The organism is Stenotrophomonas sp. CCNWLW162 (assembly GCF_037203745.1).
Classification (GTDB): Bacteria; Pseudomonadota; Gammaproteobacteria; order Xanthomonadales; family Xanthomonadaceae; genus Stenotrophomonas; species Stenotrophomonas maltophilia_AQ.
Genome location: NZ_JBBCBL010000013.1, coordinates 26,360 through 50,892, shown reverse-complemented (window position 1 = coordinate 50,892; position 24,533 = coordinate 26,360). Strand labels below are relative to the sequence as shown.

Annotated in this window: 21 protein-coding genes; 10 read left to right on the top strand and 11 right to left on the bottom strand. The window is 65.5% G+C overall.

Annotated features, from left to right (window positions below; genetic code table 11):
- Positions 1-364 precede the first annotated feature (364 nt).
- Together gcvT and gcvH are read left to right on the top strand one after the other, a co-directional pair.
- Positions 365-1,477, top strand: coding sequence for a glycine cleavage system aminomethyltransferase GcvT (gene gcvT, locus V9K93_RS20220; RefSeq protein ID WP_136639831.1), 1,113 nt, complete (start codon positions 365-367; stop codon positions 1,475-1,477).
- 93 nt (positions 1,478-1,570) lie between these two features.
- Positions 1,571-1,966 (top strand): glycine cleavage system protein GcvH, encoded by a 396-nt coding sequence (gcvH, locus tag V9K93_RS20215; protein WP_046987801.1) that lies wholly within the window; start codon positions 1,571-1,573, stop codon positions 1,964-1,966.
- A 4-nt stretch (positions 1,967-1,970) separates the two neighbouring features.
- Here the strand turns inward: gcvH and V9K93_RS20210 are convergent, their stop codons facing one another.
- Complete coding sequence (locus V9K93_RS20210; protein ID WP_136639830.1) at positions 1,971-2,558, bottom strand: hypothetical protein; 588 nt, start codon at positions 2,556-2,558, stop codon at positions 1,971-1,973.
- Positions 2,559-2,741: 183 nt separating this feature from the next.
- Between V9K93_RS20210 and V9K93_RS20205 the strand changes: the two genes are divergently transcribed.
- The gene (locus V9K93_RS20205) at positions 2,742-3,281 is read left to right on the top strand and encodes a hypothetical protein (protein ID WP_046987800.1); all 540 of its coding nucleotides are present in this window, start codon (positions 2,742-2,744) and stop codon (positions 3,279-3,281) included.
- Between the two features lie 62 nt (positions 3,282-3,343).
- On the opposite strand, the gene V9K93_RS20200 is transcribed toward V9K93_RS20205, so the two are convergent.
- Positions 3,344-4,258, bottom strand: a complete 915-nt coding sequence (locus V9K93_RS20200; RefSeq protein WP_295382170.1) for a LysR family transcriptional regulator — start codon at positions 4,256-4,258, stop codon at positions 3,344-3,346.
- 114 nt (positions 4,259-4,372) lie between these two features.
- Between V9K93_RS20200 and V9K93_RS20195 the strand changes: the two genes are divergently transcribed.
- The gene (locus tag V9K93_RS20195) at positions 4,373-5,131 is read left to right on the top strand and encodes an SDR family NAD(P)-dependent oxidoreductase (RefSeq protein WP_046987798.1); all 759 of its coding nucleotides are present in this window, start codon (positions 4,373-4,375) and stop codon (positions 5,129-5,131) included.
- 169 nt (positions 5,132-5,300) lie between these two features.
- On the opposite strand, the gene V9K93_RS20190 is transcribed toward V9K93_RS20195, so the two are convergent.
- Positions 5,301-6,701, bottom strand: coding sequence for a serine hydrolase domain-containing protein (locus tag V9K93_RS20190; protein WP_136639829.1), 1,401 nt, complete (start codon positions 6,699-6,701; stop codon positions 5,301-5,303).
- 285 nt (positions 6,702-6,986) lie between these two features.
- On the opposite strand from V9K93_RS20190, the gene V9K93_RS20185 reads away from it, so the two are divergent.
- Entirely contained in the window at positions 6,987-8,315 is a 1,329-nt protein-coding gene (locus V9K93_RS20185) for an NTP/NDP exchange transporter (protein ID WP_136639828.1), read from the top strand.
- 78 nt (positions 8,316-8,393) lie between these two features.
- Positions 8,394-8,744, top strand: coding sequence for a DUF1304 domain-containing protein (locus V9K93_RS20180; protein ID WP_253079647.1), 351 nt, complete (start codon positions 8,394-8,396; stop codon positions 8,742-8,744).
- Between the two features lie 498 nt (positions 8,745-9,242).
- On the opposite strand, the gene V9K93_RS20175 is transcribed toward V9K93_RS20180, so the two are convergent.
- The 3 genes from V9K93_RS20175 to V9K93_RS20165 all read right to left on the bottom strand — a co-directional run bounded on the left by V9K93_RS20175 (position 9,243) and on the right by V9K93_RS20165 (position 13,178).
- Positions 9,243-9,710, bottom strand: a complete 468-nt coding sequence (locus V9K93_RS20175; RefSeq protein ID WP_295379708.1) for a hotdog fold domain-containing protein — start codon at positions 9,708-9,710, stop codon at positions 9,243-9,245.
- Between the two features lie 76 nt (positions 9,711-9,786).
- Positions 9,787-12,264 (bottom strand): acyl-CoA dehydrogenase, encoded by a 2,478-nt coding sequence (locus tag V9K93_RS20170; protein ID WP_136639092.1) that lies wholly within the window; start codon positions 12,262-12,264, stop codon positions 9,787-9,789.
- Positions 12,261-13,178, bottom strand: a complete 918-nt coding sequence (locus tag V9K93_RS20165; RefSeq protein WP_295379712.1) for an alpha/beta fold hydrolase — start codon at positions 13,176-13,178, stop codon at positions 12,261-12,263. The genes V9K93_RS20170 and V9K93_RS20165 overlap by 4 nt, the downstream gene beginning before the upstream one ends.
- Positions 13,179-13,319: 141 nt before the next feature.
- Between V9K93_RS20165 and V9K93_RS20160 the strand changes: the two genes are divergently transcribed.
- The gene (locus V9K93_RS20160) at positions 13,320-13,922 is read left to right on the top strand and encodes a TetR/AcrR family transcriptional regulator (RefSeq protein ID WP_046987072.1); all 603 of its coding nucleotides are present in this window, start codon (positions 13,320-13,322) and stop codon (positions 13,920-13,922) included.
- 141 nt (positions 13,923-14,063) lie between these two features.
- On the opposite strand, the gene V9K93_RS20155 is transcribed toward V9K93_RS20160, so the two are convergent.
- The 3 genes from V9K93_RS20155 to hslO all read right to left on the bottom strand — a co-directional run bounded on the left by V9K93_RS20155 (position 14,064) and on the right by hslO (position 19,174).
- Positions 14,064-16,934, bottom strand: a complete 2,871-nt coding sequence (locus V9K93_RS20155; protein ID WP_337303109.1) for a TonB-dependent receptor plug domain-containing protein — start codon at positions 16,932-16,934, stop codon at positions 14,064-14,066.
- Between the two features lie 381 nt (positions 16,935-17,315).
- Complete coding sequence (locus V9K93_RS20150) at positions 17,316-18,164, bottom strand: XOO1806 family protein (RefSeq protein WP_046987070.1); 849 nt, start codon at positions 18,162-18,164, stop codon at positions 17,316-17,318.
- 116 nt (positions 18,165-18,280) lie between these two features.
- Entirely contained in the window at positions 18,281-19,174 is an 894-nt protein-coding gene (hslO, locus tag V9K93_RS20145) for an Hsp33 family molecular chaperone HslO (protein ID WP_136639090.1), read from the bottom strand.
- Between the two features lie 77 nt (positions 19,175-19,251).
- Between hslO and mtgA the strand changes: the two genes are divergently transcribed.
- From mtgA to V9K93_RS20130, 3 genes are read left to right on the top strand one after another with little or no spacing between them, the layout of a single operon-like run.
- Positions 19,252-20,001 (top strand): monofunctional biosynthetic peptidoglycan transglycosylase, encoded by a 750-nt coding sequence (gene mtgA / locus V9K93_RS20140; RefSeq protein ID WP_136639089.1) that lies wholly within the window; start codon positions 19,252-19,254, stop codon positions 19,999-20,001.
- Positions 20,002-20,057: 56 nt separating this feature from the next.
- Complete coding sequence (locus V9K93_RS20135) at positions 20,058-21,077, top strand: glycosyltransferase family 2 protein (protein ID WP_046985057.1); 1,020 nt, start codon at positions 20,058-20,060, stop codon at positions 21,075-21,077.
- Complete coding sequence (locus V9K93_RS20130) at positions 21,037-21,468, top strand: CBS domain-containing protein (protein ID WP_046985058.1); 432 nt, start codon at positions 21,037-21,039, stop codon at positions 21,466-21,468. Before V9K93_RS20135 ends, V9K93_RS20130 begins: the two co-directional genes overlap by 41 nt.
- 254 nt (positions 21,469-21,722) lie before the next feature.
- Here V9K93_RS20130 and V9K93_RS20125 read toward each other — a convergent pair whose 3' ends face one another.
- Positions 21,723-23,696, bottom strand: coding sequence for an AsmA family protein (locus V9K93_RS20125; protein WP_295379723.1), 1,974 nt, complete (start codon positions 23,694-23,696; stop codon positions 21,723-21,725).
- 81 nt (positions 23,697-23,777) lie between these two features.
- The gene (gene trhA / locus V9K93_RS20120; protein ID WP_032972214.1) at positions 23,778-24,416 is read right to left on the bottom strand and encodes a PAQR family membrane homeostasis protein TrhA; all 639 of its coding nucleotides are present in this window, start codon (positions 24,414-24,416) and stop codon (positions 23,778-23,780) included.
- Positions 24,417-24,533: the final 117 nt, after the last annotated feature.

Here is a 24,533-nt window from a genome sequence, read left to right as displayed (position 1 = left end):
GGTGGGGGGGGGGGGGGGGGGCGCCGGGCCGCCCCCCCCCCCCCCCCCCCCCCCGCGCGGGCCGGGCCGCCCCCCCCCCCCCCCCCCCCCCCCCCCCCCCCCCCCCCCCCCCCCCCCCCCCCCCGACAGTTTCCGTGCGCGTCCAGCCCACGGAAAAAGAAAAAGAGCAAAGAGCAAAAGCACTCGCTCCGACCCGCCCAGGCCGAGTCAATCCAGAGCCGATGAACTCAGGCTTTGCGCTCTAGCTGTAGAAAGCGGCGCCGGCCGCAGGCCGGCCAAACACCCCGCTGCGCTGCGGCGCGACCTGCGGGCGACCGATCTGGGATAATGGGGATTCTTGTTTCCTCTGCTGCCGGACCCGGTCATGACCCAGAAGACGCTGCTCAACGATACCCACCGCGCCCTTGGCGCCAAGATGGTCGATTTCGGGGGTTGGGACATGCCCATCCACTACGGCTCGCAGCTGGACGAACACCACCTGGTGCGTCGCGAGTCCGGTGTGTTCGACGTCAGCCACATGACCGTGGTCGACCTGCGCGGTGACCAGGTCAAGCCGTTCCTGCGCCGCCTGCTGGCCAATTCCGTGGACAAGTTGAAGGTGACCGGCAAGGCCCTGTACTCGTGCATGCTGAATCCGCGCGGCGGCGTCATCGATGATCTGATCGTCTACTACCTGGGCGATGACTTCTTCCGCATGGTCGTCAACGCATCCACCCGTGAGAAGGACCTGGCCTGGCTGCGTGAGCAGGCCGCGCCGTTCGGCGTCAGCGTCGAGCAGCGTCCGGACCTGGCCATCCTTGCCGTGCAGGGCCCGCAGGCGCGCGACATCGTCATCGGCCTGGCCCGCGAAGCCGACCGTGCAGCGCTGACCAAGCTTGGCCGCTTTGCTGCGCTGCAGGCGCAGTCCGACGATGGCGTCGAGCTGTTCGTCGCCCGCACCGGCTACACCGGTGAAGATGGTTTCGAGATCCTGCTGCCGCAGGATGCCGTGGTCGCGTTCTGGAACCGCCTGCTGGCGGCGGGCGTGAAGCCGGCCGGACTCGGTGCGCGCGACACCCTGCGCCTGGAAGCCGGCATGAACCTGTATGGCCAGGACATGGACGAAGCGATCAGCCCGTACGAAGCGGCGCTGGCCTGGACCGTGTCGCTGGACGAAGGTCGCGACTTCATCGGCCGCGACGTGCTGGAAGCGCAGAAGGCCGCTGGCACCGCACGCCAGATGATCGGCCTGGTGATGGACGAGAAGGGTGTGCTGCGTCATGGTCAGGCGGTGACCACCGCCGGTGGCCAGGGCGAGATCCTGTCCGGCACCTTCTCGCCGACCCTGGCCAAGGGCATCGCCTTCGCGCGCGTGCCGGCCGGTGAAGTGGGCGAGGTCACCGTCGACATCCGCGGCCGGCAGGTGCCGGTGCGCGTGGTCAAGTTCCCGTTCGTGCGCGAAGGCCAGGCCCAGCCCGGCGTGCTTGGCGACGCCTGATCCAAACATGCCGGTCGTCACTGACAGCAGTGGCGGCCGGTTGGTTACACTAGCCCCGTTTTTTCCACCCCTGCATATCTCTGGAGCAGTCCCATGAGCGAGATCCCCGGCGACCTCAAGTTCCTCAAGTCCCATGAGTGGGCCCGTGTCGAAGGCAATGGCCGCGTGACCGTCGGTATTTCCGACCACGCCCAGGGCCTGCTGGGTGACCTGGTCTACGTCGAGCTGCCCGAAGTCGGCGCGACCGCCAAGGCCAACGAGCAGATCGCGGTCGTCGAGTCGGTGAAGGCCGCCTCCGACGTCTACAGCCCGGTCAGCGGCACCATCGTCGAGGTCAACTCGGCGCTGTCGGACAAGCCGGAAACCATCAACGAAGATGCCTACGGCGACGGCTGGATGTACGTGGTCGAACTGTCCAACGCCGATGAGCTCAACGAGCTGCTGGATCCGGACGCGTACGCCGAAGCCCTGGAAGACGAAGACCACTGAGTCGTCACTTCCGGGTTCGGACACGGCCACCTTCGGGTGGCCGTTTTTGTTTTGGCGATGGTGCCCGACTCATGACGACGGGTTCGTTGCCGACCCTCGGCATGGCATCAGCGGGCAGACGAACGGCACGGAAGGGCATGCGCAGTTTTGCGCAAATCCGCGTTTCCACCCCGCGTTGGCGTGTCCGGATGTGAAAACTTTTGATGCCCCGTTGCGGCGCCGTTGTGCTGGCGTTGGCGGCAGCGGTGATGGTTGTTTGCAATGCATGCATGCTGTGGCGACGGACATGCACGCTTCTGCGTAGAGTGCTTATTTCAAGTGCTTTTTGTTCAACGATTGCGTCTGCGTTGTTGCAGACAACGTGCGTGCGCGGCGCTTCGGCGGTCGCTGCAGGCGCGACGTGGCGACCGTGCAGACGCCGCCGCGGACGGCGCGGATGTGAAAATTTTTCGCGGGGGTTGTTGACAGTAAAAAAAACCGTGATTAGGTTTCGCCTCAGCAGACCTTGCCTGCCCAACCGAGTGCGCAGAATCAATCGTCCGATGCGAAGCAGCCCCTTCAAGACCACCGCGACCCTGATGACGGTGGACATGGCCCCGCTTCCCCCGGAGAAATGCAAGGTACCTCCCGTTCCGATGCCCGCTCCGCCGATCGAGGCGGGCATTGCCGCATCCGTAACGGCGCGCCTGACGCGCCGGCGGTCCCCGCACGCAGCATCCGCGGGTTTGATCCACCTGGGCGTTTCAACTCCCTATCACTGACGAGGAGCCATCCCATGGCAACCAAGAAAGCTGCGAAGAAAAAGCCCGCCGCCAAGAAAGCGGTGAAGAAGGTCGCTAAGAAGGCCGCTGCCAAGAAGGCAGTGAAGAAGGTCGCGAAGAAGGCGACCGCCAAGAAGGCAGTGAAGAAGGCTGCGAAGAAGGTCGCCAAGAAGACCACTGCGAAGAAGGCAGTGAAGAAGGCGGCAAAGAAGGTAGCCAAGAAGTCCACTGCCAAGAAGGCCGTCAAGAAGACCGCGAAGAAGGCCGTCAAGAAGGTAGCCAAAAAGGCCACCAAGAAGACTGCCAAGAAGACTGCCAAGAAGGCTACTGCCCGCAAGCCGGCCAAGAAGGTCGCCAAGAAGGCAGTAAAGAAGACTGCAAAGAAGGCGGTAAAGAAGACCGCCAAGAAGGCAGTGAAGAAGACCGCGAAGAAGGCCACCAAGAAGGCTGCCCCGAAGAAGGCAGCGAAGAAGGTTGCCAAGCGCAAGCCGGCCGCCCGCAAGAAGAAGGCTGCTCCGGTCGCTCTGCCGGCAACCCCGGCGCCGCTGATCTAAGTACTTCCCGATAGCCGCATCCTGAAACCCCTTCCCTGTTGCCCAGCAGGGAGGGGGTTTTTTTATGCTCGGATGTCGGTTGCGAACGTGGTCGGCAAGGGCGGGAAACGCTCGACCAGGAAGTCGAGGAAGCTGCGCAGGCGGGTTGAGCGGTAGCGGTCGTGGGCGTAGACCACGTGCATCGGCCGACCGGCCTGACCGTGCTCGGGGAACAGCTGCACCAGGCGCCCGGCGTCGACATCTGCGGCCAGCAGCAGGGTCGATTGCAGCACGATGCCCAGCCCATGCAGTGCGGCCGAACGCAGTGCTTCGCCGTTGTTGATCTGCAGCCTGCCATCGGGCGCGTGGTCGAGCTCGCCAGCGCCGGCCTGCAGCCACTGCGCGAGCGCGCTGGGTTCGAAGGACAGGCATTGATGCGAGGCGAGCGCTGGCAACGTGTCCGGGGTGCCGTGGCGCGCGAGGTAGGCCGGCGAGGCGCACATCATCAAGCGATACGGGGCGAGCGCCCGTGCTATCAGTTCGCTGCTGCCGGCCAGGGTGCCGATGCGCAGCGCTGCTTCGAAGCCTTCCTCGGCCAGGTCGACCACGCGGTCGGTCAGCGTCGCCTCGACACGGACGTCCGGGTAGCGGGCCATGTACTCGGCCAGCGCCGGCACCAGTGCATGGGTGCCGAAGATTACCGGAGCGCTGATGCGCAGCGTTCCTGCGGGTGCCAGCTGCTGGTGCTGGGCCTGCGCATCGGTCTCGTCCACCAGGCGCAGGATCTCCTTGCATCGCGCGTAGTAGTCCTCGCCGAAGGGGGTCAGGTGCTGGCGCCGGGTGGTGCGGCTGAGCAGCTGCATGCCGAGCCGGGCCTCGAGCGAGCGCAGGTGCTTGCCGGCCATCGTCGCGGAAATATCCATCGCCGCTGCCGCAGCGCTGAGGCTGCCCTTGTCCACGATCAGCACGTAGACCCGCATGCTCTCCAGCAGGTTCATCTGACACCCCGGGTGTTGAATGCTGAAACCTGCGCGGAGTTTATCAATCAGGGGTGATCAAAGAGCATGCGCTGCACGGGCCGGATGTCCCGGCCATGCTCACAGGAGAACACCATGGATTTGAACCTCGAGGGACGCACCGCGCTGGTCACCGGTGCGGGCAGTGGCATCGGTGCCGGTGTTGCCAGGTTGCTGGCGGCGCAGGGTGTGCGTGTTGTGATCAGTGCACGGCGCGCGGAGCCGCTGCAGGCCCTGGCGGCGGAAATCGAAAGCGGTGGCGCGCCCGCGCCGGTCATCGTGCTCGGTGATGTCACCGATGCCGATGATGTGCGCCGCATCGCCGATGCCTCGCTGGCAGCGCTGCAGCGGGTGGACATCCTGGTCAACGCGGCTGGAGGAGGGCGGCCGGCCACGGTGGATGCGGGCGACGATGTCTGGGAGGAGGCGATCGCACTGAATTTCTCTGCGGCGCGACGGCTGACCCAGGCATTGCTGCCGGCGATGCAGGCGCAGGGGTGGGGACGAGTGATCAACTTCAGTGGTTCGATGGAGCCGCGTGCCGTGAACGCCGCCACGGCAGCAAAGGCAGCGCTGCATCTGTGGAGCAAGGGGCTGTCGTCGGCGCTGGCCACACAGGGCATCACGGTCAATGCAATCGCGCCGGGACGGATCAATAGCGCGCAGATCCGGGACCGCCTGCATCCCACCGAGGAAAGCCGGCGCGAATTCATCGCCCGCAACATCCCGATCGGGCGCTTCGGCGAACCGGAGGAAGTGGCGCCGCTGGTGGCGTTCCTGGCCTCGCCGCTGGCCGGCTACATCACCGGTGCCGTGATTCCGGTGGACGGCGGAATGCACTACTTCGCGCATTAGCCCTCCGGAACTGTAGAGCCGAGCCCTGCTCGGCTGCTTCACGCATTTGTAGAGTCGAGCCGTGCTCGACTGCTTTGCACGGACAGTCGAGCAAGGCTCGACTCCACGACAGCCAACAAAAAGGGCGACCCGCGGGCCGCCCTTCGTACTCACCGTCGAGCCCGCCAGATCAGCGCGGCGAGGCGACGGCACGGTTGCTGGAAGCACCCTTGCCCTTGCGCTTGTCCTGCTGCGCAGGGCTCGCGCCTTCGGCCATCAGGTTGTCGCTGCCGAAGTCGGTGTCCACGTCCAGCCAGCGCTGGGTCGGCAGGCCGAGGGCGGCGTCGAGCACGGTCGGCAGCAGGCCGCTGGGCAGGCCGCTTTCGCCGTTCCACATGATGGCGATGCCAAGGTCGCGTTCCGGCACCAGCGCGACCAGGCCGCGGTAGCCCTGCACGGCGCCGGCATGGAACACCACGTCGTGACCGGCATAGTCGAAGGTGCGCCAGCCCAGTGCGTAGCCGGCCGAGTGCAGGCGCTCGCGGCGCCAGCCCGAACGCATCTCGCCCGGGGTGTTGATCAGGCTGGAATGCAGGGTGGCCAGCAGCGGCGCCGGCAGCACGTCCGGACGGTGGCCGGTGTGGGCCAGCAGCCATTGCGCCATGTCGCTGGCGCTGGCGTTGACGCCGGCGGCCGGGGCGACGCGGTAATAGGTCGGCTTCGGCGTCAGCGACACCCAGCCATTACGGCTGCGCACGTGCGGGCGCGCCCAGCGTGAGCTGGCCTGGATGCCGGCCAGGCCGAGGCTGGCATCGTTCATGCCCAGCGGCTTGAAGATGCGGCGCTCGACCGACTGCTCGTAGAAGCTGCCCGAGGCGGCATAGACCACGTCACCGATCAGGCTGAAGGCCACGTTCTGGTAGGCGTAGCAGTCGCCCGGCAGGCACTTCAGGCTGGTGTTGGCCAGTTTCTGGGTCAGCGAGTAGTACTCGGCATTGCCTTCGATGTCGCGGTCGTAGGCGTTGTACGGCAGGCCGACGCGGTGGCTGAGTACGTCGGCCACGGTCAGGCGGTCGGTTGCTTCCGGCGAGTTCAGGCGGAAGCCCGGCACGTAGTCGGTGACCTTGCTGTCCCAGCGCAGGGTGCCATCGTTGACCAGCAGGCCGGCCATGGTGCCGGCGAAGGCCTTGGACAGCGACGCCAGGCGGAACACGGTATGCGCATCGACCGGCAGCGGGTTGTTGACGTCGGTGACGCCATAGCCGCGCGCGCTGAGCACACGGCCACCCTGCACGATGGCCACGGCCATGCCCGGTACGCGCTCACCATAGGTCAGCTGCTGCGCCATCGATTCGATGTTGGCCACGTTGAAGCCGGCCGCCGGCAGCTGCACCTGCGGCACCAGGCCGGTACGGTAGGCCGCCGGCTGCGTGTGGGCGACAGCAGCGCCGGCAGCGGATTCGATGTTGGCCGGCATCGGCGGCAATGGCGGCGGGGTCTGCGCAGTGGTGGACAAGGCAACGGGCATCAACATGCCCAGCAAACCGGTGGCCGCCGAACGGATCGGACGACGCAGGCTGTTCTTTTTCATCGTGGAGACCCGTGCGCGACTGCTGATGGCGATTCTAGCGCCGCTTTTCCCTTGTGCACAAACAAAGCGAAGATGAATGCGCATCTCGTTGAAAAAGTTGGAATTTTGACGCTCCGGAAGCGTGTATCGGAACGTGTCGTCCGGGTGGGGCCGTGACACTGCGTTTCAGCCTTCTGCGGGGCTGCTGCTGGCGATGTTGCAGTGCATTGGCTAACGTACGCGCTTCATCGCCCCGGAGCCTGCCATGCCGCTGTCCAACCGCCGTCTTCTGGCGAGGGACGCCGCGTGAGCGCGGTGCAGGGCAAGGGGCCGTTGCGTGGGTTGACGGCGGCACTGCGTGAGTCGCCGGCGCTGTGGTGGTCGTTCCTGTACTTCTTCTGCCTGCTGAGCGGCTACTACGTGCTGCGCCCGGTGCGTGAGGCGATGGCCGCTTCGGCCGACCTGGAGACCGTGTTCCCGCCGATGCTGATCGCCTGGTTCGCCAGCCATGGCATCGCGCTGAAGGACTTCGTCCTGCAGTTCCTGTTCTCCTGCGTGTTCGTGATCATGCTGGTGCTGCAGCCGGCCTACGGCTGGCTGGTCAGCCGCTTCCCGCGCCGGGTGTTCCTGCCGGCGGTGTATGGGTTCTTCATCGCCACCCTGCTGGGCTTCTACGCACTGTTCGATAGCAACGTGCCGGGGCGGGGCATGGCCTTCTTCCTCTGGGTGATGGTGTTCAACCTGTTCGCGGTGGCGGTGTTCTGGAGCTTCATGGCCGATGTGTTCTCCAACGTGCAGGCGCGTGCCTACTACGGCTACATCGGTGCGGCTGGCACCATCGGTGCCTTCCTCGGCCCCATCATCACCAGCGCACTGGTGCAGCGCGTGGGCATCGCCAATCTGATGCTGGTTTCGGCCGGTTTTTTGACCGTCTGCATGTTCTGCATCTGGCGGTTGCGGCACTGGGCTGTGCTGCGCGAGCGTGAGCAGCAGCTGGTGTCGGGCGAGCAGCCGATGGGTGGCAGCGTGCTGGATGGCCTGAAGCTGATCGTGCGTGAGCCGCTGCTGCGCTGGCTGGCGGTCATGGTGGTGTTCGGCGTTGGCGTGGGCACCCTGCTGTACAACCAGCAGGCCACTATCGTGCGTGCGGCGTTCAACGATGCAGGCGCTGCCACTGCCTTCTTCTCGCGCATTGACCTAGCGGTGAACGCGCTGGCACTGCTGATGCAGCTCGGCCTGACCCGTTGGTTGCTGTCACGCCACGGCATTGCTCCGGCGCTGTTGATCCCGGGCTTCGCGATCCTGATCGGCTTCTCGGTGCTGGCTGCCTCGCCGATGCCGCTGATGGTGGCCGTGGTGCAGGTGATGACCCGCGCCAGTGAGTTCGCATTGGCCAAGCCGGCACGCGAAACCATCTATACCCGCGTCGACCGCCAGTGGCGCTACAAGGCCGGCGCGGCCATCGATACGGTGGTCTACCGCGGCGCGGACCTGAGCTTCACCTGGGTGCACAAGGGCCTGTCCCTGTTTGGTTCGCACGTGGTGTTCATCGGCGGCGTGGTGGTTGCCGCGTGCATGACCGCTGCCGCATTCGGCGTGCTGCGCGAAGAAAAGAAGCTGCCGCGCGACCGCTGAGCCGCGCGGGGTCGGATCCCTCTCCCACGGAGAGGGCTCTGACCCCATCACCCCATCCATTTATCCAAGGAAACGCCCATGTACTGGATCGCACTTGCCTTGACCCTGCTGGTCGCCCTGCTGCACGTCTATTTCCTGGTGCTGGAGATGTTCCTGTGGACGCGCCCACTGGGCCTGAAGACGTTCCGCAACACGCCCGAGAAGGCAGAGACCACGCGCGTGCTGGCGGCCAACCAGGGCCTCTACAACGGCTTCCTGGCTGCAGGCATCGTGGTGGGGCTGTTGATCGACCAGCCGGTGCTGGTGACGTTCTCGCTGGCCTGTGTGGTGGTAGCGGGGTGCTATGGCGCCTACAGCGTGAACCGCCGTATTTTCATGATCCAGGCGCTGCCGGCGATTCTGGCGTTGGTGTTTCGCGCGGTGGCGTAGTTTCCTGCCAACGGCGCAGCCCCTCGTGGGGTGGTCGCGTAGAGCTTGTCATGGGGTTGGCCGGGCGGGTTGGGTTCGCGGGGGACGCCGTGAACCCATCCCTGGGGGCTTGGCCGCGGCATCCATGCCGCGGACACCCCCGCGAACCCAACCCGCCCGACCCCTGACAGTTTCCGTGCGCGGCCAGCCCACGGAGAAGAAAAAAGAAGATCAAGAGCAACAGCGGGTCGCTGCGCTTGTGGGTTCTGCGTGCATGAAAAAAAGCGGCCGATGGGTCGCTTTTGCTTTTGCTCTTCTTTTTCTCTTCCGTGGGGGACGCCGCAGAGATCCGTCCGAGGCCGGAGGGGTGGGGCCGGGCGGGGTATCCGCGCCATGGATGGCGCGGCTAAGCCTACAGGGACGTACTTGCGGCGTCCCCGCATGGACCCACCCCTCCGGCCCAACCGATAAACCGCTTTCGCCGTCCACCCACGAGGGGCTGCGCCGTTCGCGGGAACCTTACTTCGCCGGCGACAGCCACATGTCGATCACCGCGCTGAACACCTCCGTTCCCGCGTGGTCGCGCACGCTCACCGTCACCGGCAGCGCATAGCCCTCGGCCGCAACGACAATCGGCTGCGCCGGCAGCGCCACCGCCTGCAGCGTGCCACGGGCCTTGGCCAGGTACTGCACCTGCATCCCCTTCGGAATCCAGCGCATGCCCTTCGGCAACGACGCATCGACCATCAGCCCGGCGGTCAGTTCGGCCAGGTTGCACATCGCGATCGCGTGCACCGTGCCGATGTGGTTGCGCACCTTGCGGCGGTCGGGCAGCGTGCCTTCGCAGCGGCCGTGCTCAAGGCGGGTGATGCGCGGGGCGATGCTGGCGAAGTAGGGTGCCTTGAAGCACACCGCACGCGAGAACAGCCAGTTGCCGGCAGGCCATCGCTGCAGACGCTGGTAGAGGGACAGCAGGGGCGTGGACATGGTTGGAATTCCGGTCGGCAGATGAAACAACGGCGGGCCGAAGCCCGCCGTCGAAGGCAACACATGTCGCGGGCGATCAGGCCGCCTGCGAGTGCGGGTCCTTGTGCTGGCGGTCGTAGTAGCTGGCCGCGCGCAGTTCGTGGGTGTCAAAGTCGTCCACTGTGATGGTGTCCAAGGTCAGCGTACGCAGCTCTTCCAGCAGGCTGCGCTCGTCCTGGGTGATCACGCCTTCGGCCACGGCTTCGTCCAGCTGGCTGTTGAAGTCCAGCGCTTCGATGCCCTTGCTCTTCAGCGCCTTCAGGAACTTGCGCTCCACCGGCTCGGCCATGATCGCCTTGCTCAGGTAGCTGTTGATGCGGCCACCCGGGTTGTTCTCGCACGGGGTCAGGAACACGCCGCTGGCCAGACGATCACGCGCTTCGTTCGGGGCCATCAGCAGGGCGGCGACGCGGCGGCTCAGGCGGTCACCCGGGGCCTCGGCACGACGGCCCAGCGGGAAGATCAGCGCCCACATCAGCCAACCGATCGGACGGATCGGGAAGTTGCGCAGGGCGGCCGACAGCGATTCCTCGATCTTGTGCACGCTGTCATGGAAGGCCCAGGCCAGCAGCGGCTGGTCGGCCTGCGGTGCGCCTTCGTCGTGGTAGCGCTTGAGCATGGCGCTGGTCATGTAGACGTGGCTCAGCACGTCGCCCAGGCGGCCGGACAGCGATTCCTTGAACTTCAGCTTGCCACCGAGGGTCATCATCGAGATGTCGGCCATCAGCGCCAGGTTGGCCGAGTAACGGTCCAGCTTGCGGAAGTAGCGGCGGGTGTAGGCGTCACCCGGAGCGGCACCGAAGCGCGCGCCGGTCAGGCCGAACCAGAACGAACGCACGGCATTGGAGATGCCGTAGCGGATGTGGCCGAACAGGCTGCGGTCGAAGTCCTGCAGGCCGGCACGGGTGTCCGGATCCTGCGCGGCCTTCATTTCCTTCAGCACCCACGGGTGGCAGAGGATCGCACCCTGGCCGAAGATCAGCAGGCTGCGGGTCATGATGTTGGCGCCTTCCACGGTGATCGCGATCGGCGCGGCCTGCCAGCTGCGGCCGGCGAAGTTGCGCGGCCCCAGGATGATGCCCTTGCCGCCGATGACGTCCATCATGTCCGAGATCACTTCGCGGCTCATGTTGGTGCAGTGGTACTTGGCGATCGCCGACGGCACCGACGGCACGTCGCCGCGGTCCACCGCTGCCGCCGTGGCCTGCGACAGCGCGCTGATCTTGTAGGCTTTGCCGCCGATGCGGGCCAGCGCTTCTTCCACGCCCTCGAAGCGGCCGACCGACAGGCCGAACTGCTTGCGGATGCGAGCGTAGGCACCGGTCACCGCGGCACCGGCCTTGGCACCGCCGCTGGCGGTGGAGGGCAGGGTGATCGAGCGGCCCACGGCCAGGCACTCGTTGAGCATGTTCCAACCCTTGCCGGCCATGGCAGCGCCACCGATCAGCTGGGTCAGCGGAATGAACACGTCCTTGCCGCGGATGGGGCCGTTCTGGAAGGTCGAATTCAGCGGGAAGTGGCGACGGCCGATTTCAACGCCGGCGGTCTCGCGCGGCAGCAGGCCCAGGGTGATGCCGATGTCGCGGGTTTCACCGATCAGGCCGTCCGGATCGTACATGCGGAAGGCCAGGCCGATCAGCGAGGCAACCGGGGCCAGCGTGATGTAGCGCTTGTCGAAGGTCAGCTTGACGCCGAGCACCTGCTCGCCGTTCCACTCGCCCTTGCAGACGATGCCGTAGTCGGGAATCGAGGTGGCGTCGGAGCCGGCGAACGGACCGGTCAGGCCGAAGCAGGGCACTTCGCGGCCATCGGCCAGGCGCGGCAGGTACTGGTCCTTCTGTTCCTGGGTGCCGTAATGCACCAGCAGTTCACCCGGGCCCAGCGAGTTGGGCACGCCGACCGTGGAGCTGACCACCGAAGACACCGAGGCGAGCTTCTGGATCACCTTGTGGTGAGCCAGCGCGGAGAAGCCCAAGCCGCCATACTCCTTCGGGATGATCATGCCGAAGAACTTGTTCTTCTTGATGAAGGCCCACAGTTCCGGCGGCAGGTCCGCGTGGACGTGGGTGATTTCCCAGTCGTTGACCATCTTGCACAGCTCTTCCACCGGACCATCGAGGAAGGCCTGTTCTTCGGCGGTCAGCTGCGGCTTCGGGTAGTTGAGCAGGATGTTCCAGTCCGGGTCACCGGTGAACAGCTCGCCTTCGAAACCGACCGAGCCGGTTTCCAGCGCAATGCGCTCGGTCTGCGACAGCGGCGGCAGCACCTTGCGGAACACCTTCATCATCGGGCCGGTCAGCAGCGGCTTGCGGATGAACGGCAGCAGCAGCGGCACGGCGATGACGGCCAACACAGCGGCCGCGACGATCGTGGCGGTCTGGTTGACGTAGGGAATGAACCAGCAGGCGGCCAGCAGGGCCACGCTGATCAGCGTCCAGGTAACCAGCCGCATGCGGTGGTAGGCGACGAACGCGCCTGCCAGCAGCAGGGCGAGGAAGGGAAGAACGATGCTCATGAGCGTGCTCCGGTGACGTGCTCGTTTGTGGCGGACGAAGCCGCAGCATCCGCTGCGGGCAACACGTCCAGATAGTCCAACACAGTAGCGGTAAAGGCGTTGTTGTCGTCGCCGGCAACCATATGTGTGGCCTGCGGCAGCTGTACATGGCGCGCGTGCGGCGCCAACGCCAGGAATTCGGCCACGGTCTGTGGCGTGACCAGGTCGCTGCGGCCACCGCTGACCAGCAGCAGCGGGCACTTCACCTGGCGTGCGGCTTCAGCCAGCGCGTCCTGGTGCTGTTCGCTGTCGCGGGCCAGTTCGGCTACCAGCCGCGGGTCCCAGTGCCAGCGCCAGCGGCCGTGGTCGTCCTCGCGCAGCAGCGCGCGCAGCGACTGTTCGGATTTGCGCGGGCGGTGCGGCATGTAGGCCGAGATCACGTCGGCGGCTTGGGCCAGCGAGGCGAAGCCATCGGGATGGGCGGTCATGAAGGCCAGGATGCGTTCGACCCCGGCGGTATCCCAGCGCGGGGTGATGTCGACAAGCACCATCGCCGAGAACAGGCCCGGCCAGCGCGACTCGGCCAGCAGGCCGAACAGGCCGCCCATCGATGCCGCGACCAGCACCGGCGGGCGCGGTTGCTCGCCGGCCAGCACGATCAGATCATCTGCGAACTGTTCGCCGTGATAGGGCAGGTCGGCGGCATTCCAGTCCGAATCGCCATGGCCGCGGGCATCGTAGGCCAGGGTCTGCAGGCCCGCTGCGGACAGGGCGCCGGCGGTCGCATTCCAGGCGTGCCGGGTCTGGCCGAAGCCATGCGCGAACAGCACGCGGCCACGACGACCGTGGTCACTGGCGGTGGCGGCCAGACGGGTGCCATGGGCCGCTTCCAGGCGCAGGTCATGGAACGCAGCGGGAGTCGGGGACATAACCATACTTGCTAGTATGGATTGCTTCGGAAGGAAGTCAATACTGCATCGTATGGTGCGGTGCGGGAGGCGATCTGGACGCCGCTGTGACGGTTCCGGCTGCAATCGCGTACTGCAACGAACCCCGGCGTATGGTTAAATCAGCCCATGAATCAACCTGACGCTTCTGCCGGCGAACCGCGCGCCGGCCGCAACAGCCGCCTGAGTGCCGAAGACTGGGCCCAGGCGGCCCTCGATCTGATTGCTGAACAAGGCGTGGGTGCCGTCGCGGTGGAACCGTTGGCGCGGCGCCTGGGCGTGACCAAGGGCAGTTTCTACTGGCATTTCCCATCGCGCGATGCGTTGCTGCAGGCGGCGTTGGAGCGCTGGGAACTGTTCGAACAGGAACAGGTATTCGGCAGCCTCGAAGACGTGCCGGATCCGCGCGTGCGCCTGCGCCAGCTCTTCCAGATGGTCGCCCATGAAGTGCAGCCGCACATCATCTACAGCGAACTGCTGAAGGCGCTGGACCACCCGATGGTGCGCCCGGTGATCGACCGCGTCTCGCAGCGTCGCCTGGATTACCTGATCGCTTCCTTCCGTCAGGCAGGGCTCAGTTCGACCGATGCACGCCATCGTGCGCGCCTGGCCTATGCCGCCTACGTCGGCTTCCTGCAGCTGTCGCTGCAGCTGCAGCAGCCCAAGCAGGCCCGTGAGGATTTCGAGGCGTATGTCGAACACCTGATCGACACGTTGATTCCGAACGGATAAGCGCCCTGCGATGAGGTTGCTGGAAGGTCGCAGCCCTGCTGCGGCCTTTTTTGTTGGGCGCCGGTCAGCCACTTGCCCGGTGGCACAAAGAACAACGGCCCCTTGCGGGGCCGTTGCTGCATCAGCTGATCAGTGGATCGATCAGAACTTCTGCTTGTACTGCATGTACATGAAGCGACCGATGTCGTAGCCGCCGTAGTACGAGTACTGCGAGTTCGGCGCCGAGTACATCTGCGGGCCGTAATGGTCGAACACGTTGCGTGCGCCGACCGCGATGGTCGCATTCCACGGGGCGTTCCAGGACACCTGGACATCGTGGAACATGGTCGAGCCACGCTCGTTCATTGCGCGGTCGCGCACCGGATCCGGCGAGCCGAAGTCCGGCAGGGTGCACTCAGTGCTGTAGTAGCAGCGCTCCTTGACACCCGAGAAGTAGCGGGTGCCCCAGGTGACGCCCCAGTCACCACGCTCCCAGCCCAGCACCAGGTTCGAACGCAGGCGGAAGTTGCTGCCGAAGCCGTTGAGGATCGACACCGGCACTTCCTGCGCATTGGTGGTCTTCAGCACGTTCTTGCTGACGTAGCTGTTCTGCAGGTTGGCGTTGAAGGTACCCCAGCTGCTGGTCTCGAAGCGGTAGGCCACGTCGAAGTCGAAGCCTTCGGTTTCCTGGTAACCAGCGTTGCGCGGTGCATAGGTCAGGTTGACCACGTTGTGGCGGTTCGGATCGCGGGAGAACGAGTTGCAGCGTTCAGCAATGCCGAGCACGTAGCAGTCGTTCAGCTGGTCATCCGGGCTGTCGGTGACGATGGTGTTGGTGATCTTGATGTTCCACCAGTCCAGGCTCAGGTTCAGGCCCTGGGCGAAGGTCGGGCTCCACACCAGGCCGACGGTCTTGGACTTCTCCGGGGTCAGGTCCGGATTGGAGACCGCATTGAACGGGTCCGGCGTCTGCTCATCCGGTCCGCTGGCAGGCACATAGCCCTGGCGCAGCTGACGGAAGGTGCTGGCGGTCGGGCCGATGGCGGCGGCGCAGCGAGCGGCGACGGCCGGATCGCCGGTCGAGCCGAACGACGTGTCGCACGGATCGGTGAAGTACGCGAAGGTCTGCGAACTGCCACCGTACAGATTGTCGATGGTCGGCGCGCGGAAGCCTTCAGCGTAGGTTGCACGCACCAGCAGCTGGTCGATCGGCTTCCACTTCAGACCGAACTTGTTGTTGGTGGTGTTGCCGAAGGTGTTGTACTTGGAATAACGCGTGGCCGCGTTGAAGCTCAGTTCCTTGGCACCCGGCAGGTCAGCCAGGATCGGAACATTCAGCTCCAGATACACTTCGTTGACGTTGTAGCCGCCACCGGTCGGACCTGCGGCCAGATCGGTGGAGTAACCGGTCTGCGACAGGGCGTCAGGATTGTAGGAGCCCTTGTCTTCACGGTACTCGTAGCCCAGCGCGAAGCCCAGGTCGCCAGCGGGCAGGGTGAACAGGCTGCCGGCGATGTTCGCGTAGTAAGTCTTGGTGGTGACTTCACCAGTGTTCTTGGTGGTCGGGAACAGGAACTGCTGCAGGTCCGGGTTGCCGCTCAGGCCACCGTCGCCGGTACGGCCCGCCGGAATGGCCGGATTCCACGGGATACAGCCGCCGGCACCGGAACCGTAGATCGGGTTCGAACCATCCACCAGCCCAGCTGCACTGCCGCACTCGACGCGACCGGTGGCCGGGTTGAAGAACGACGGACCGGTAGCTGCGTTGACCGCCAGCACGTTGTAGTTACCGGTCTGGGTCTGCAGGTTCTCCGAGTTCTGGTAGATGTAGCCAGCTTCCCAGTCGAAGTACTTGTCATTGAACTGGAAGCTGCCCTGCAGTGCTCCGGTGAATCGGAAGGTGGTCAGCTTGTTGGTCGACAGGCGCGGCACTTCCCAGCCACGGCGCATGAAGCCCATGTCCTTGCCGAACGGGTTGTAGTAGCTGTCAGCGTCCCACTTTGCGCCCTGCCGCGAATAGGCAGAAGACTGCAGCGGATAGCCGGCGACCTGGGCCTGCGCTTCACGACGCGTGTACAGCAGGTCGGAGACGAAACGGACGTTGTCGGTGAGGTCGTACTGGACATTGGCAAATACCGAACGCCGCTTGGTCGGCGTCAGCAGGTGCATCTGCTCGTTCGAGTTGCTGGTATCACCGGTGATGCCGGCGAAGTCCTGGTCGTGATACTGGTTGACGTCGCGGTAGTCGCCACCGCGGTTCAGGGTGAGCCAGTCATCGGTGTCCGGATCGATGATCGTGCCCCACTGGCTGACCGGGCTCCAGTTCTGTTCCGGGTGGAAGGTGGTGCGCGAGTAACGGCTGAACCAGCGATCCCTGGCCCAGACTTCCTTTTCTTCGGCGTACTCGGCACCGATGGTGACCGAGCCACGGTCACCGGTGAAGCCGGCCACGAAGTCGTAGCTGGTCTTCTGGCCGTCACCTTCGCCGTACTGGCCGACGTAGGCATTGGCCTCCAGGCCTTCGAAGTTCTTGCGGGTGATGATGTTGATCACGCTGGCGATCGCGTCGGAGCCGTAGATCGACGAAGCGCCATCCTTCAGCACGTCGATACGCTCGACGATGGCCGACGGGATCTGCGAGACGTCCTGCAGGCCGCTGACGCTGGCGCCGAGGCGCTTGCCGTCGACCAGCACCAGGGTGCGCTCGGCACCGAGATTGCGCAGGTCGATGTAGAAGCCACCGACGGCTTCACCGGAGGACAGCGGCTCGGAACGGCTGATGGCCGGGCTGCCGGCGGCTGCGATGTTCTGCAGGACGTCGGCAACCGTCTTGAAGCCGCTCTTCTCGATCGAAGCACGGCTGATGCTCAGAACGGGCTGGGCGGTTTCGGTATCGACCTGACGGATGCGCGAACCGGTGACCTCGATACGGTCGAGGTTGGTGGCTTCCTGGGCATGTGCCGTCGCGGTGGTAGCACCGGCGACAAGCGCGATCACAACTGCGTCACGCAGCTGGCTGGACTTGAGTTTCATTGGCTCTCTCTCTCCAAGAAATCTTGGCTGGGTTAATGCCCGGCGGGGGAGCGAAAAGCGCTCCCAAATCGCGAGGCTGAGCCGATAGTAGCGGGCGTTCGCCAAGAATTAAAGCTGTGTTAATCAAACCTGTGATTTTGGTAAAAATTCACTGTTTCAAGAAAAATCAAACGTTTACGTTGTATGGGATGACGAGGTGCCTCGTTTGTTAACGCAGAATGACGAAAAAATTCTCTTTTGATATGTGTCGATACGTATCAATATGTTTTCCGCAGTATCTCTGCCGCGGCGGAATTTCCTTCAGAAGATTCCAGGCGCGCACATACAACGGGCGCCTTTCGGCGCCCGGGAGAAAGTCACTGCGGTATCCGCGTAGCGGGATCAGAGATCCTGTTCGTAACGCACGTACGGCACGGTGCCGTCGTCGTTGCTCTCGTTGCGGGGCGAGAACGGATTCTTGCCGCGGCTGATCACATTCTCGGCGCCGACGGTGAGCTGGCCAGACCACGGGGTGCGCCAGGTCAGGCCGATACCCAGGCCTTCCCACTTTCCGGGCTTGCCCGGTACGTCGATGACGCGGCCGATGATGCTGCCGGTAAAGTTGCCATAGCCGGCGCCGATGCTCAGGCTTTTGCTGTCCCAGCGGTCGACGAGGGCCGGTGAGGCATCGGCCAATGGCACCAGCCGCGCCTTGGCGTAGGTACCGGCGATGGAGACGAACCCCTCGCGGCCGATGTTCTTCTGCGCGAATACAGTCAGGTCGTTCTGCTCGGCGCGCAGCGAAGGCGTCTTGTTCGGTCCTGACAGCCAGGCGGGCAGGGTTTCACGGCCGGTGCCGGCGGTTATGCCCAGTCGGCTGTTGCCACGGTTCAGCGCTGCGGTGCCGGTGAAGCGACGGCTGTTGAGGTCATCGTCATCGCCGAGGCTGGCCAGCATGCAGTGGCTGGCGAGACCGCTCATGCTGGTTCCGCTGCTGTTGCTGCAGAGCAGGCCCAGCGAGTCGCCGGACGACAGCCCGAAGGCGGCATCCAGCGAGTTGCGGCCGAAGTGCCAGCGCGCGCCGGCGGCCTGTTCGCCGGTCGGTTCAAGGTACAGCAGGGCCTCGACCTTGCCGCTGCCCTTGTTCCACACCGGTAGAACGGTGCGGGTGTCCTTGCTCTGCGCATGCACGCCCGTGATCGCGCCAAGGGCGATCAGCAGGGCCAGCGGTAGACGCAGGAAGGTACGCATCGGACCAGTTCAGACAGGGACGGACAACGGAAGTTCCCGCGAATACGGGAACTTGATCCTAGGGTGTTTATGAATTCTTAACAAGCCTTGATCCCCCCAGATGCAAGACAAGCCGTTTACTGAAGCCGTTCAGGCGCCGGTACAGTCCCCTCGGCACCGTGGAACAGTATGCCGAACTCCGTCAACGGAAAGTGATACTCCCGCCCGCAGAATTCGCAACGGACCTCGACCGCGCCACTGGCTTCGGCGGCAGCACGGGCCTCGTCCTCGCCCAGCGACTGCAGCATCGAGGCCACCCGGTCACGGGAGCAGGAACAGGCGAAGGACAGCGTCTTTTCGCCCAGCAGCGCCGGCTGCTCCTCGTGGAACAGCCGGTGCAGCAGCTGCTCGGCCGGGGTGGCCAGCAGTTCGGCCTTGCCCAGGGTCTCGAACAGGGCGCTGGCGCGTGCCCAGCCATCCTCGTCGCCCTCGTCACCGGGCAGCTTCTGCAGCAGCAGGCCGGCGGCGCCGTCGCGGTCGGCGACCAGCAGCAGGCGGGTTGGCAGCTGTTCGGACTGGCGGAAGTAGTCCTCGAAGGCCTCGTCCAGTTCCGGCGCGGTCAGCCCGACCAGGCTCTGGTAGCGCTGCGGCTCGCGCGGGTCCAGTCCCGGGTTTTCAATGGTGATGGCGAGCAGGGCGTCATCGCCGAGGCTGGACAGGTCGCGCGGCGCGTCGGCGCCCTCGCTGAGCTGGGCGATGCCACGCAGGGTGCCGGCCGCCGTGCATTCGGCGAACAGGGTGCGCAGCGCAGTGCTGCTACGCAGCTGGATCGACAGGCGGCCATCGATCTTGGTGTGGCCGGTGAACAGTGCCGAGGCCACGCAGGCCTCGCCGAGCAGCTCGGCGGCGGTATCCGGGTACTGGGCGTGGGACAGGATCTCCTGCCAGGTCGCCTGCAGGCGCACATGGACGCCGCGGACGCCGGCGTCGGGCAGCAGGAAGCGGATCAGGGAATCGGGGTTGGCGGTCATCGGCTCACATCGCGCGTAAACAGGGGCGGTTGCCGGATAATGTGCCGACAACCAGACAGAAGAAGGATGCACCAGTAATGGGGGCAGCGGGAGAGCAGCACAAGGTAGAAGCGGTTGCGGTTCCGCCACGCCGTCGTCGCTGGCACTGGAAGCGCCTGCTGTGGCTGCCGGTGCTGCTGGCTGCCTTCAGTTGCCTGCAGGTGCTGGTGCTGCGCTTCATCGACCCGCCACTGTCCACGGTCATGCTGTGGCGCTATGGCGAGGCGCTGGGCGAGGGTGACTGGTCCTATCGCCTGCACTACCAATGGCGGGATATGGAGCAGATGGCGCCGAGCCTGCCGATTTCGCTGGTGGCGGCCGAGGACCAGCGCTTCCCCGAGCACAGTGGCTTCGATCTGCAGGCCATCGAGAAGGCCCGTGACCACAATGCCAAGGGCGGGCGCCTGCGCGGTGCCAGTACGATCAGCCAGCAGGTGGCCAAGAACCTGTTCCTGTGGCAGGGCCGCAGCTGGATCCGCAAGGGCCTGGAGGTCTGGTACACGGTGCTGATCGAGGCGCTCTGGCCGAAGGAGCGGATCCTGGAGATGTACGCCAACATCGCCGAGTTCGGTGATGGCGTGTACGGCGCGCAGGCGGCAGCGCAGAAATTCTGGGGCAAGGATGCAGCGCGGCTGAGCCCCGCCGAGAGTGCGCGGTTGGCAGCGGTACTGCCGGCGCCGCGACGCTACAACGCAGCGGCGCCGGGGCCGTATGTGCAGCGGCGCGCGGCGTGGATCCAGCGCCAGGCGCGGCAGTTGGGTGGAGCGTCATACCTTTCGGAGGATTGAGGCGCCCACGGGCGGATTGGCAGGCCGGGCGCCTGCTGCCAACGTACAATCCAGGCATGACACGTGAACGCCTTACTTTCGTCATCGCCGCCTACAACGAAGCCCAGGCCCTGCCTTGCCTGCATCCGCGCTTGTGTGCGGTGCTGGACGCAATGCCCGACATCGACGGCCACATCCTGTACGTGGACGATGGCAGCCACGATGGCACCTGGGAGGTGATCGCGGGCTTGGCACAGGCCGATGGGCGCGTGTCGGCGTTGAAGCTGTCGCGCAACTTCGGCAAGGAAGCGGCACTGACTGCGGGCCTGGACCTGGTGCGCGAAGGTGCGGCGATGATTCTCGATGCTGATGGACAGGATCCGCCGGAACTGGTGCCGCAGTTTGTTGAGCGCTGGCGCGAAGGCTACGACAACATCTATGGCACACGCTTGGTGCGTGATGGCGAGAACTGGATCAAACGCGCCACAGCTGCGATGTTCTACCGGGTGATCGGCCGCCTCTCGCGCACACCGATCCCCGCCGATACCGGTGATTTCCGCCTGCTCTCGGCGCGCGCGCTGAGCGCACTACGCGAAATGCGTGAGCGCCATCGCTTCATGAAAGGCCTTTTCAGCTGGGTCGGATTCAAGCGGATCGCCGTGCCCTATCACCGCCATGCGCGCGTGGCCGGATCCAGCAAGTTCAGCCTGTGGCGGCTGTGGAATTTCGCGCTGGAGGGCATCACCGGGTTCTCGACCGTTCCGCTGCGGGCGGCAACCTATATGGGCCTGGTGACGGCGGCGGTGGCCTTCGTGTTCGGCGTCTGGGTGATTGCCAAGGCGGCCCTGTACGGCGACCGGGTTGCCGGCTGGCCGACGATGATGGCGGTGATCCTGTTCCTGGGCGGCGTGCAGCTGATCGCACTCGGACTGATCGGGGAGTACCTGGGGCGGCTGTACGAGGAGTCCAAGCAGCGGCCGTTGTACCTGGTTGACGCCTGGCTAGCATCCGCCGTGGCAGACTCGGCCCTGCAACCCACCCTCGGAGGGCAGGCGGATGACGACGGTACGGCAACTGTTGGACGGCAAGTCTCCTGAAGTACATGCGGTCACGCCCGATGCGGCGGTGATCGATGCGATCCGGTTGATGGCGGAGAAGGGCATCGGTGCGGTGCTGGTGATGGACGGGCCGCGGCTGGTCGGCATCCTGTCCGAGCGCGATTACGCGCGCAAGATCGTGCTGCGCGATCGTTCGTCGCGCGATACAGCGGTGGCTGAGATCATGACGGCCAAGGTGGTGACGGTGTCACCGGGCGAGCAGGTGGAGCACTGCCTGCAACTGGTGACCGATTACCGCATCCGCCACCTGCCGGTGGTGGAGGGTGCGCAGGTACTGGGGGTGATCTCCATCGGCGACCTGGTGAAGTCGGTGATCGATGCGCAGCGGCGGGAGCTGGATCAGCTGCAGCAGTACATCGTGGCGGGATGAGTTGTTTGCTGGCGGGCCTGCGGCCCGCCGGCCCGCTTTTTGAGGCCAAAGCCAGGGCTGAGAGCAGCGCCTTCCTGATACATCTGAAGGCGGAGGGTGCGGCTGGGCAGGACACGCCGTAAACCCATTCATGGGGGCTCGATCGGCGCATGGATGCGCCGACCGAGCCTACAGGGACGTATTTACGGCTTGTCCTGCCTGTCGCCTTGCTCCGGCTCTACGCGCGGAAAAACGAGGCGCCGCGAACAACGCTTCTACTTCGCATACTGCCCCCCGCAGTCGGCGTCCTTCCCCGGCCCCAGTTCGATGGTCGCCAGCAACGCCGCTGGCGGCGCGATGCTGCCCAGCGCCAGGGCCACCGCGCCACGAATCCCCAACGCCTTGAAGTCCGGGCGGAATGACGGGTCCTTGAACGTGCCACTGATGTGCAGCGGCGAGCGCAGCACCAGGATGCTCTTGTCCTTCGGGCGCGGCTTCAACAGCAGGTCCAGGCTCTCGTCGCGCAGGCTGACTGTGCCTTCGCCGATGAGAATGGTGTCGGTGGTGTCCACCGCCAGCGCCTGGCTGGTCATCAGTCCGTTGCGTACGCCGAAGTCGGCGAAGGCGCAGCGCAGCGGGATCTGCTTGTCGCCGGTCACCAGGAACTTCAGCGACTCGGTGATGTCCAGGCCGGCCAGTTCCATCACCAGGTTGCCGACATGGCCGCGCCCCATCGCCAGCCCGACCTTGCCGCTGCTGCTACCCAGCATTGCAGCGATCGAATTGCCGTGGCCGCTCAGGTCCACGTTACCGCCGATGCCGCCCTTGGCCTGCTCGGCCAGCTTGGCATCAGGGAACAGCTGGCCCAGCTGTACGCCGCGCACGCTGGCCTTCAGCGCGGTGGCGATCTGCGGCTGGCGTGCGTCCATGCGGATGGTGCTGCGGATATCGCCGCCGGCCACGCCAAAGTTCAGCGGGTCCAGCCGCAGCACGCCATCATCCAGCAACAGGTGCGCATCCATGTCATCCAGCGGCAGTGACGGTGCATTGATGCGGTGGGCCTTCCAGCGGACGTCGGCATCCATCGCGCGCAGCTTGCCCAGGTTGTACGGAGTATCCGGCAGCACCCGCGCGCTGGCCGCAACGCGTGCGGCCTCGGCCTTCTGCTGCGCGTTCGCGGTTTCACCGCCGCCGGTCTTCGGTGGCGCACCGACGAAACCGGCCAGGTCGTCGAAGTCCAGGCGCTTGGATTCCAGTGTGGCAGTCAGCCGCGGCCGTGCGCCGCCCACCTCGAACTGCAGGTTGCCGCCGAGGTCGCTGTCGCCGACCTTGCCGATGAACTGCTCATAGCGCCAGACGTTGTGATCGCGCTTGAGGCGACCGTCCAGTGCATACGGTGGCGACGGTGGAATGGCGATACCCAGCAGTGGATAGAGATCAGCCAGATCCTCGCCGCTGAGCGCAAACTGCAGGTCGAATACGCGCAGCTGGAAGGGATTGGTCAGCGTACCGGTGGCCACCGCATGGGTGGCGCCGGCGCGGCCATCGAGGTGGATGCGGAACGGATGATCGCTGTCGGTCAGCTGCAGTGGCGACTCGGTACCGCCACGCAGGGTGAATGGATTGCCCCGCCAGCGACCCTTGCCCTGCACCAGCAGCGGTGGTGCGGCGTCGGCCTGCTTCGGCTGGCCGCTGCGCACATCCACACGGATGTCGGTGCGGCCCAGAGCGTCGAGGAACTGCAGGCGCCCGTCATCGATGCGCAGGCGCTTGAGCTGCGGGCTGGTCCCGCCGGAGCGGTCCCCGAGGAAATCCCAGTTGCCTGGTTCATCCTTGCGCGGGGCGGTTTCCAGCAGTACATCCGGCCGGGTCAGGCGCACCTCGGGCAGTTGCACGCTGCCGCGCAGCAGGGGCCACACCCGCACATCGATCTCGATGCGGTCGGCCGTGGCCATCTCCGGCTGCTTCGACCAGCTTGCATTGGCGAAGGTGATCGCATCGGCGCGGATCGTGCTGGTGCGGCCGAGGTCGACATCCAGGTGGCCGATGTGCAGCACACGGCCGGTGCGCGCCTGCACGGCGCGCTCGACCGGGCCCTTGAACCAGTTCCAGTCCCACAGCGCGATCAGCAGCAGGATCGCGGCCAGCACGAAGACCAGCACGGCCAACCAGCGCTGGCCGCGCGGGCCTGGGCGGCGGAAACGCCAGCGGGATGCGCGTGGCGCGGCAGGGGAGGGGGCAGCATTCACGCTGCCATGGTTGCCCCCTGATCGTGGAGGGGGCGCGAAGCGTCCATGTGCGTGGTGTGCACAAGCCGCGCGCGTGTGCGCTTACAGCACCTGCATGGTGACTGCGACGAAGTGGCAGACGCTGCCGCCGATCACGAACAGGTGCCAGATCGCGTGCGAATAGGGGATCGACTCGCGGTGGTAGAAATACGTGCCCAGCGTGTACGACAGGCCGCCACCGAACAGCCAGGCCAGGGTGCCGCCATCGATGGAGGCCCACATCGGCTTGATCGCCACCACCACCAACCAGCCCATGGCGATGTAGATCACGGTCGAAAGCACCTTGAAACGGCCGGTGTAGAACAGTTTGAAAACCACGCCGCCCAGCGCCAGCGCCCAGATCGCGGTGAACAGGCCCCAGCCCCAGGGGCCGCGCAGGCCGATCAGGGTGAATGGTGTATAGGTGCCGGCGATCAGCACGTAGATCGCGCAATGGTCGAAGACCTTCAGGCGGCCCTTGGCGACCGGATGCTGGATGGCGTGGTACAGCGTGGAGGCGGTATACAGCAGCAACAGGGCGATACCGAACACGATCGCACTGGCCAGCTGCCAGCCGTCACCGTAGATCGCGGCCAGGGTGATCAACACCGCACTGGCAGCCAGGGCGAATACCGCGCCCAACCCGTGGGTCAAGGCGCTGGCGATTTCTTCACGGATCGAAGCAATGGACGTCGTGGACATGGGCATGGGCATCGGTCGCGGGGAGGGGGACCCGCGTCCCCCTATCATCGCCGCGATGGCCGGCGCGTGCACGCCCGTCACCGTATGGTCGGTGAATCCCTGTGTTGCGTGGATGAA

Coding starts and splice junctions, on each gene's coding strand:
- V9K93_RS20165 (WP_295379712.1), bottom strand. CDS start 13,178: ATGGTTATGTCCCCGACTCCCGCTGCGTTCCATGACCTGCGCCTGGAA.
- V9K93_RS20200 (WP_295382170.1), bottom strand. CDS start 4,258: ATGAACCTGCTGGAGAGCATGCGGGTCTACGTGCTGATCGTGGACAAG.
- V9K93_RS20135 (WP_046985057.1), top strand. CDS start 20,058: ATGACACGTGAACGCCTTACTTTCGTCATCGCCGCCTACAACGAAGCC.
- V9K93_RS20160 (WP_046987072.1), top strand. CDS start 13,320: ATGAATCAACCTGACGCTTCTGCCGGCGAACCGCGCGCCGGCCGCAAC.
- V9K93_RS20170 (WP_136639092.1), bottom strand. CDS start 12,264: ATGAGCATCGTTCTTCCCTTCCTCGCCCTGCTGCTGGCAGGCGCGTTC.
- trhA (WP_032972214.1), bottom strand. CDS start 24,416: ATGTCCACGACGTCCATTGCTTCGATCCGTGAAGAAATCGCCAGCGCC.
- V9K93_RS20175 (WP_295379708.1), bottom strand. CDS start 9,710: ATGTCCACGCCCCTGCTGTCCCTCTACCAGCGTCTGCAGCGATGGCCT.
- gcvT (WP_136639831.1), top strand. CDS start 365: ATGACCCAGAAGACGCTGCTCAACGATACCCACCGCGCCCTTGGCGCC.
- V9K93_RS20210 (WP_136639830.1), bottom strand. CDS start 2,558: ATGTCCACCGTCATCAGGGTCGCGGTGGTCTTGAAGGGGCTGCTTCGC.
- V9K93_RS20150 (WP_046987070.1), bottom strand. CDS start 18,164: ATGCGTACCTTCCTGCGTCTACCGCTGGCCCTGCTGATCGCCCTTGGC.
- mtgA (WP_136639089.1), top strand. CDS start 19,252: ATGGGGGCAGCGGGAGAGCAGCACAAGGTAGAAGCGGTTGCGGTTCCG.
- V9K93_RS20130 (WP_046985058.1), top strand. CDS start 21,037: ATGACGACGGTACGGCAACTGTTGGACGGCAAGTCTCCTGAAGTACAT.
- hslO (WP_136639090.1), bottom strand. CDS start 19,174: ATGACCGCCAACCCCGATTCCCTGATCCGCTTCCTGCTGCCCGACGCC.
- V9K93_RS20190 (WP_136639829.1), bottom strand. CDS start 6,701: ATGAAAAAGAACAGCCTGCGTCGTCCGATCCGTTCGGCGGCCACCGGT.
- gcvH (WP_046987801.1), top strand. CDS start 1,571: ATGAGCGAGATCCCCGGCGACCTCAAGTTCCTCAAGTCCCATGAGTGG.
- V9K93_RS20180 (WP_253079647.1), top strand. CDS start 8,394: ATGTACTGGATCGCACTTGCCTTGACCCTGCTGGTCGCCCTGCTGCAC.
- V9K93_RS20195 (WP_046987798.1), top strand. CDS start 4,373: ATGGATTTGAACCTCGAGGGACGCACCGCGCTGGTCACCGGTGCGGGC.
- V9K93_RS20205 (WP_046987800.1), top strand. CDS start 2,742: ATGGCAACCAAGAAAGCTGCGAAGAAAAAGCCCGCCGCCAAGAAAGCG.
- V9K93_RS20155 (WP_337303109.1), bottom strand. CDS start 16,934: ATGAAACTCAAGTCCAGCCAGCTGCGTGACGCAGTTGTGATCGCGCTT.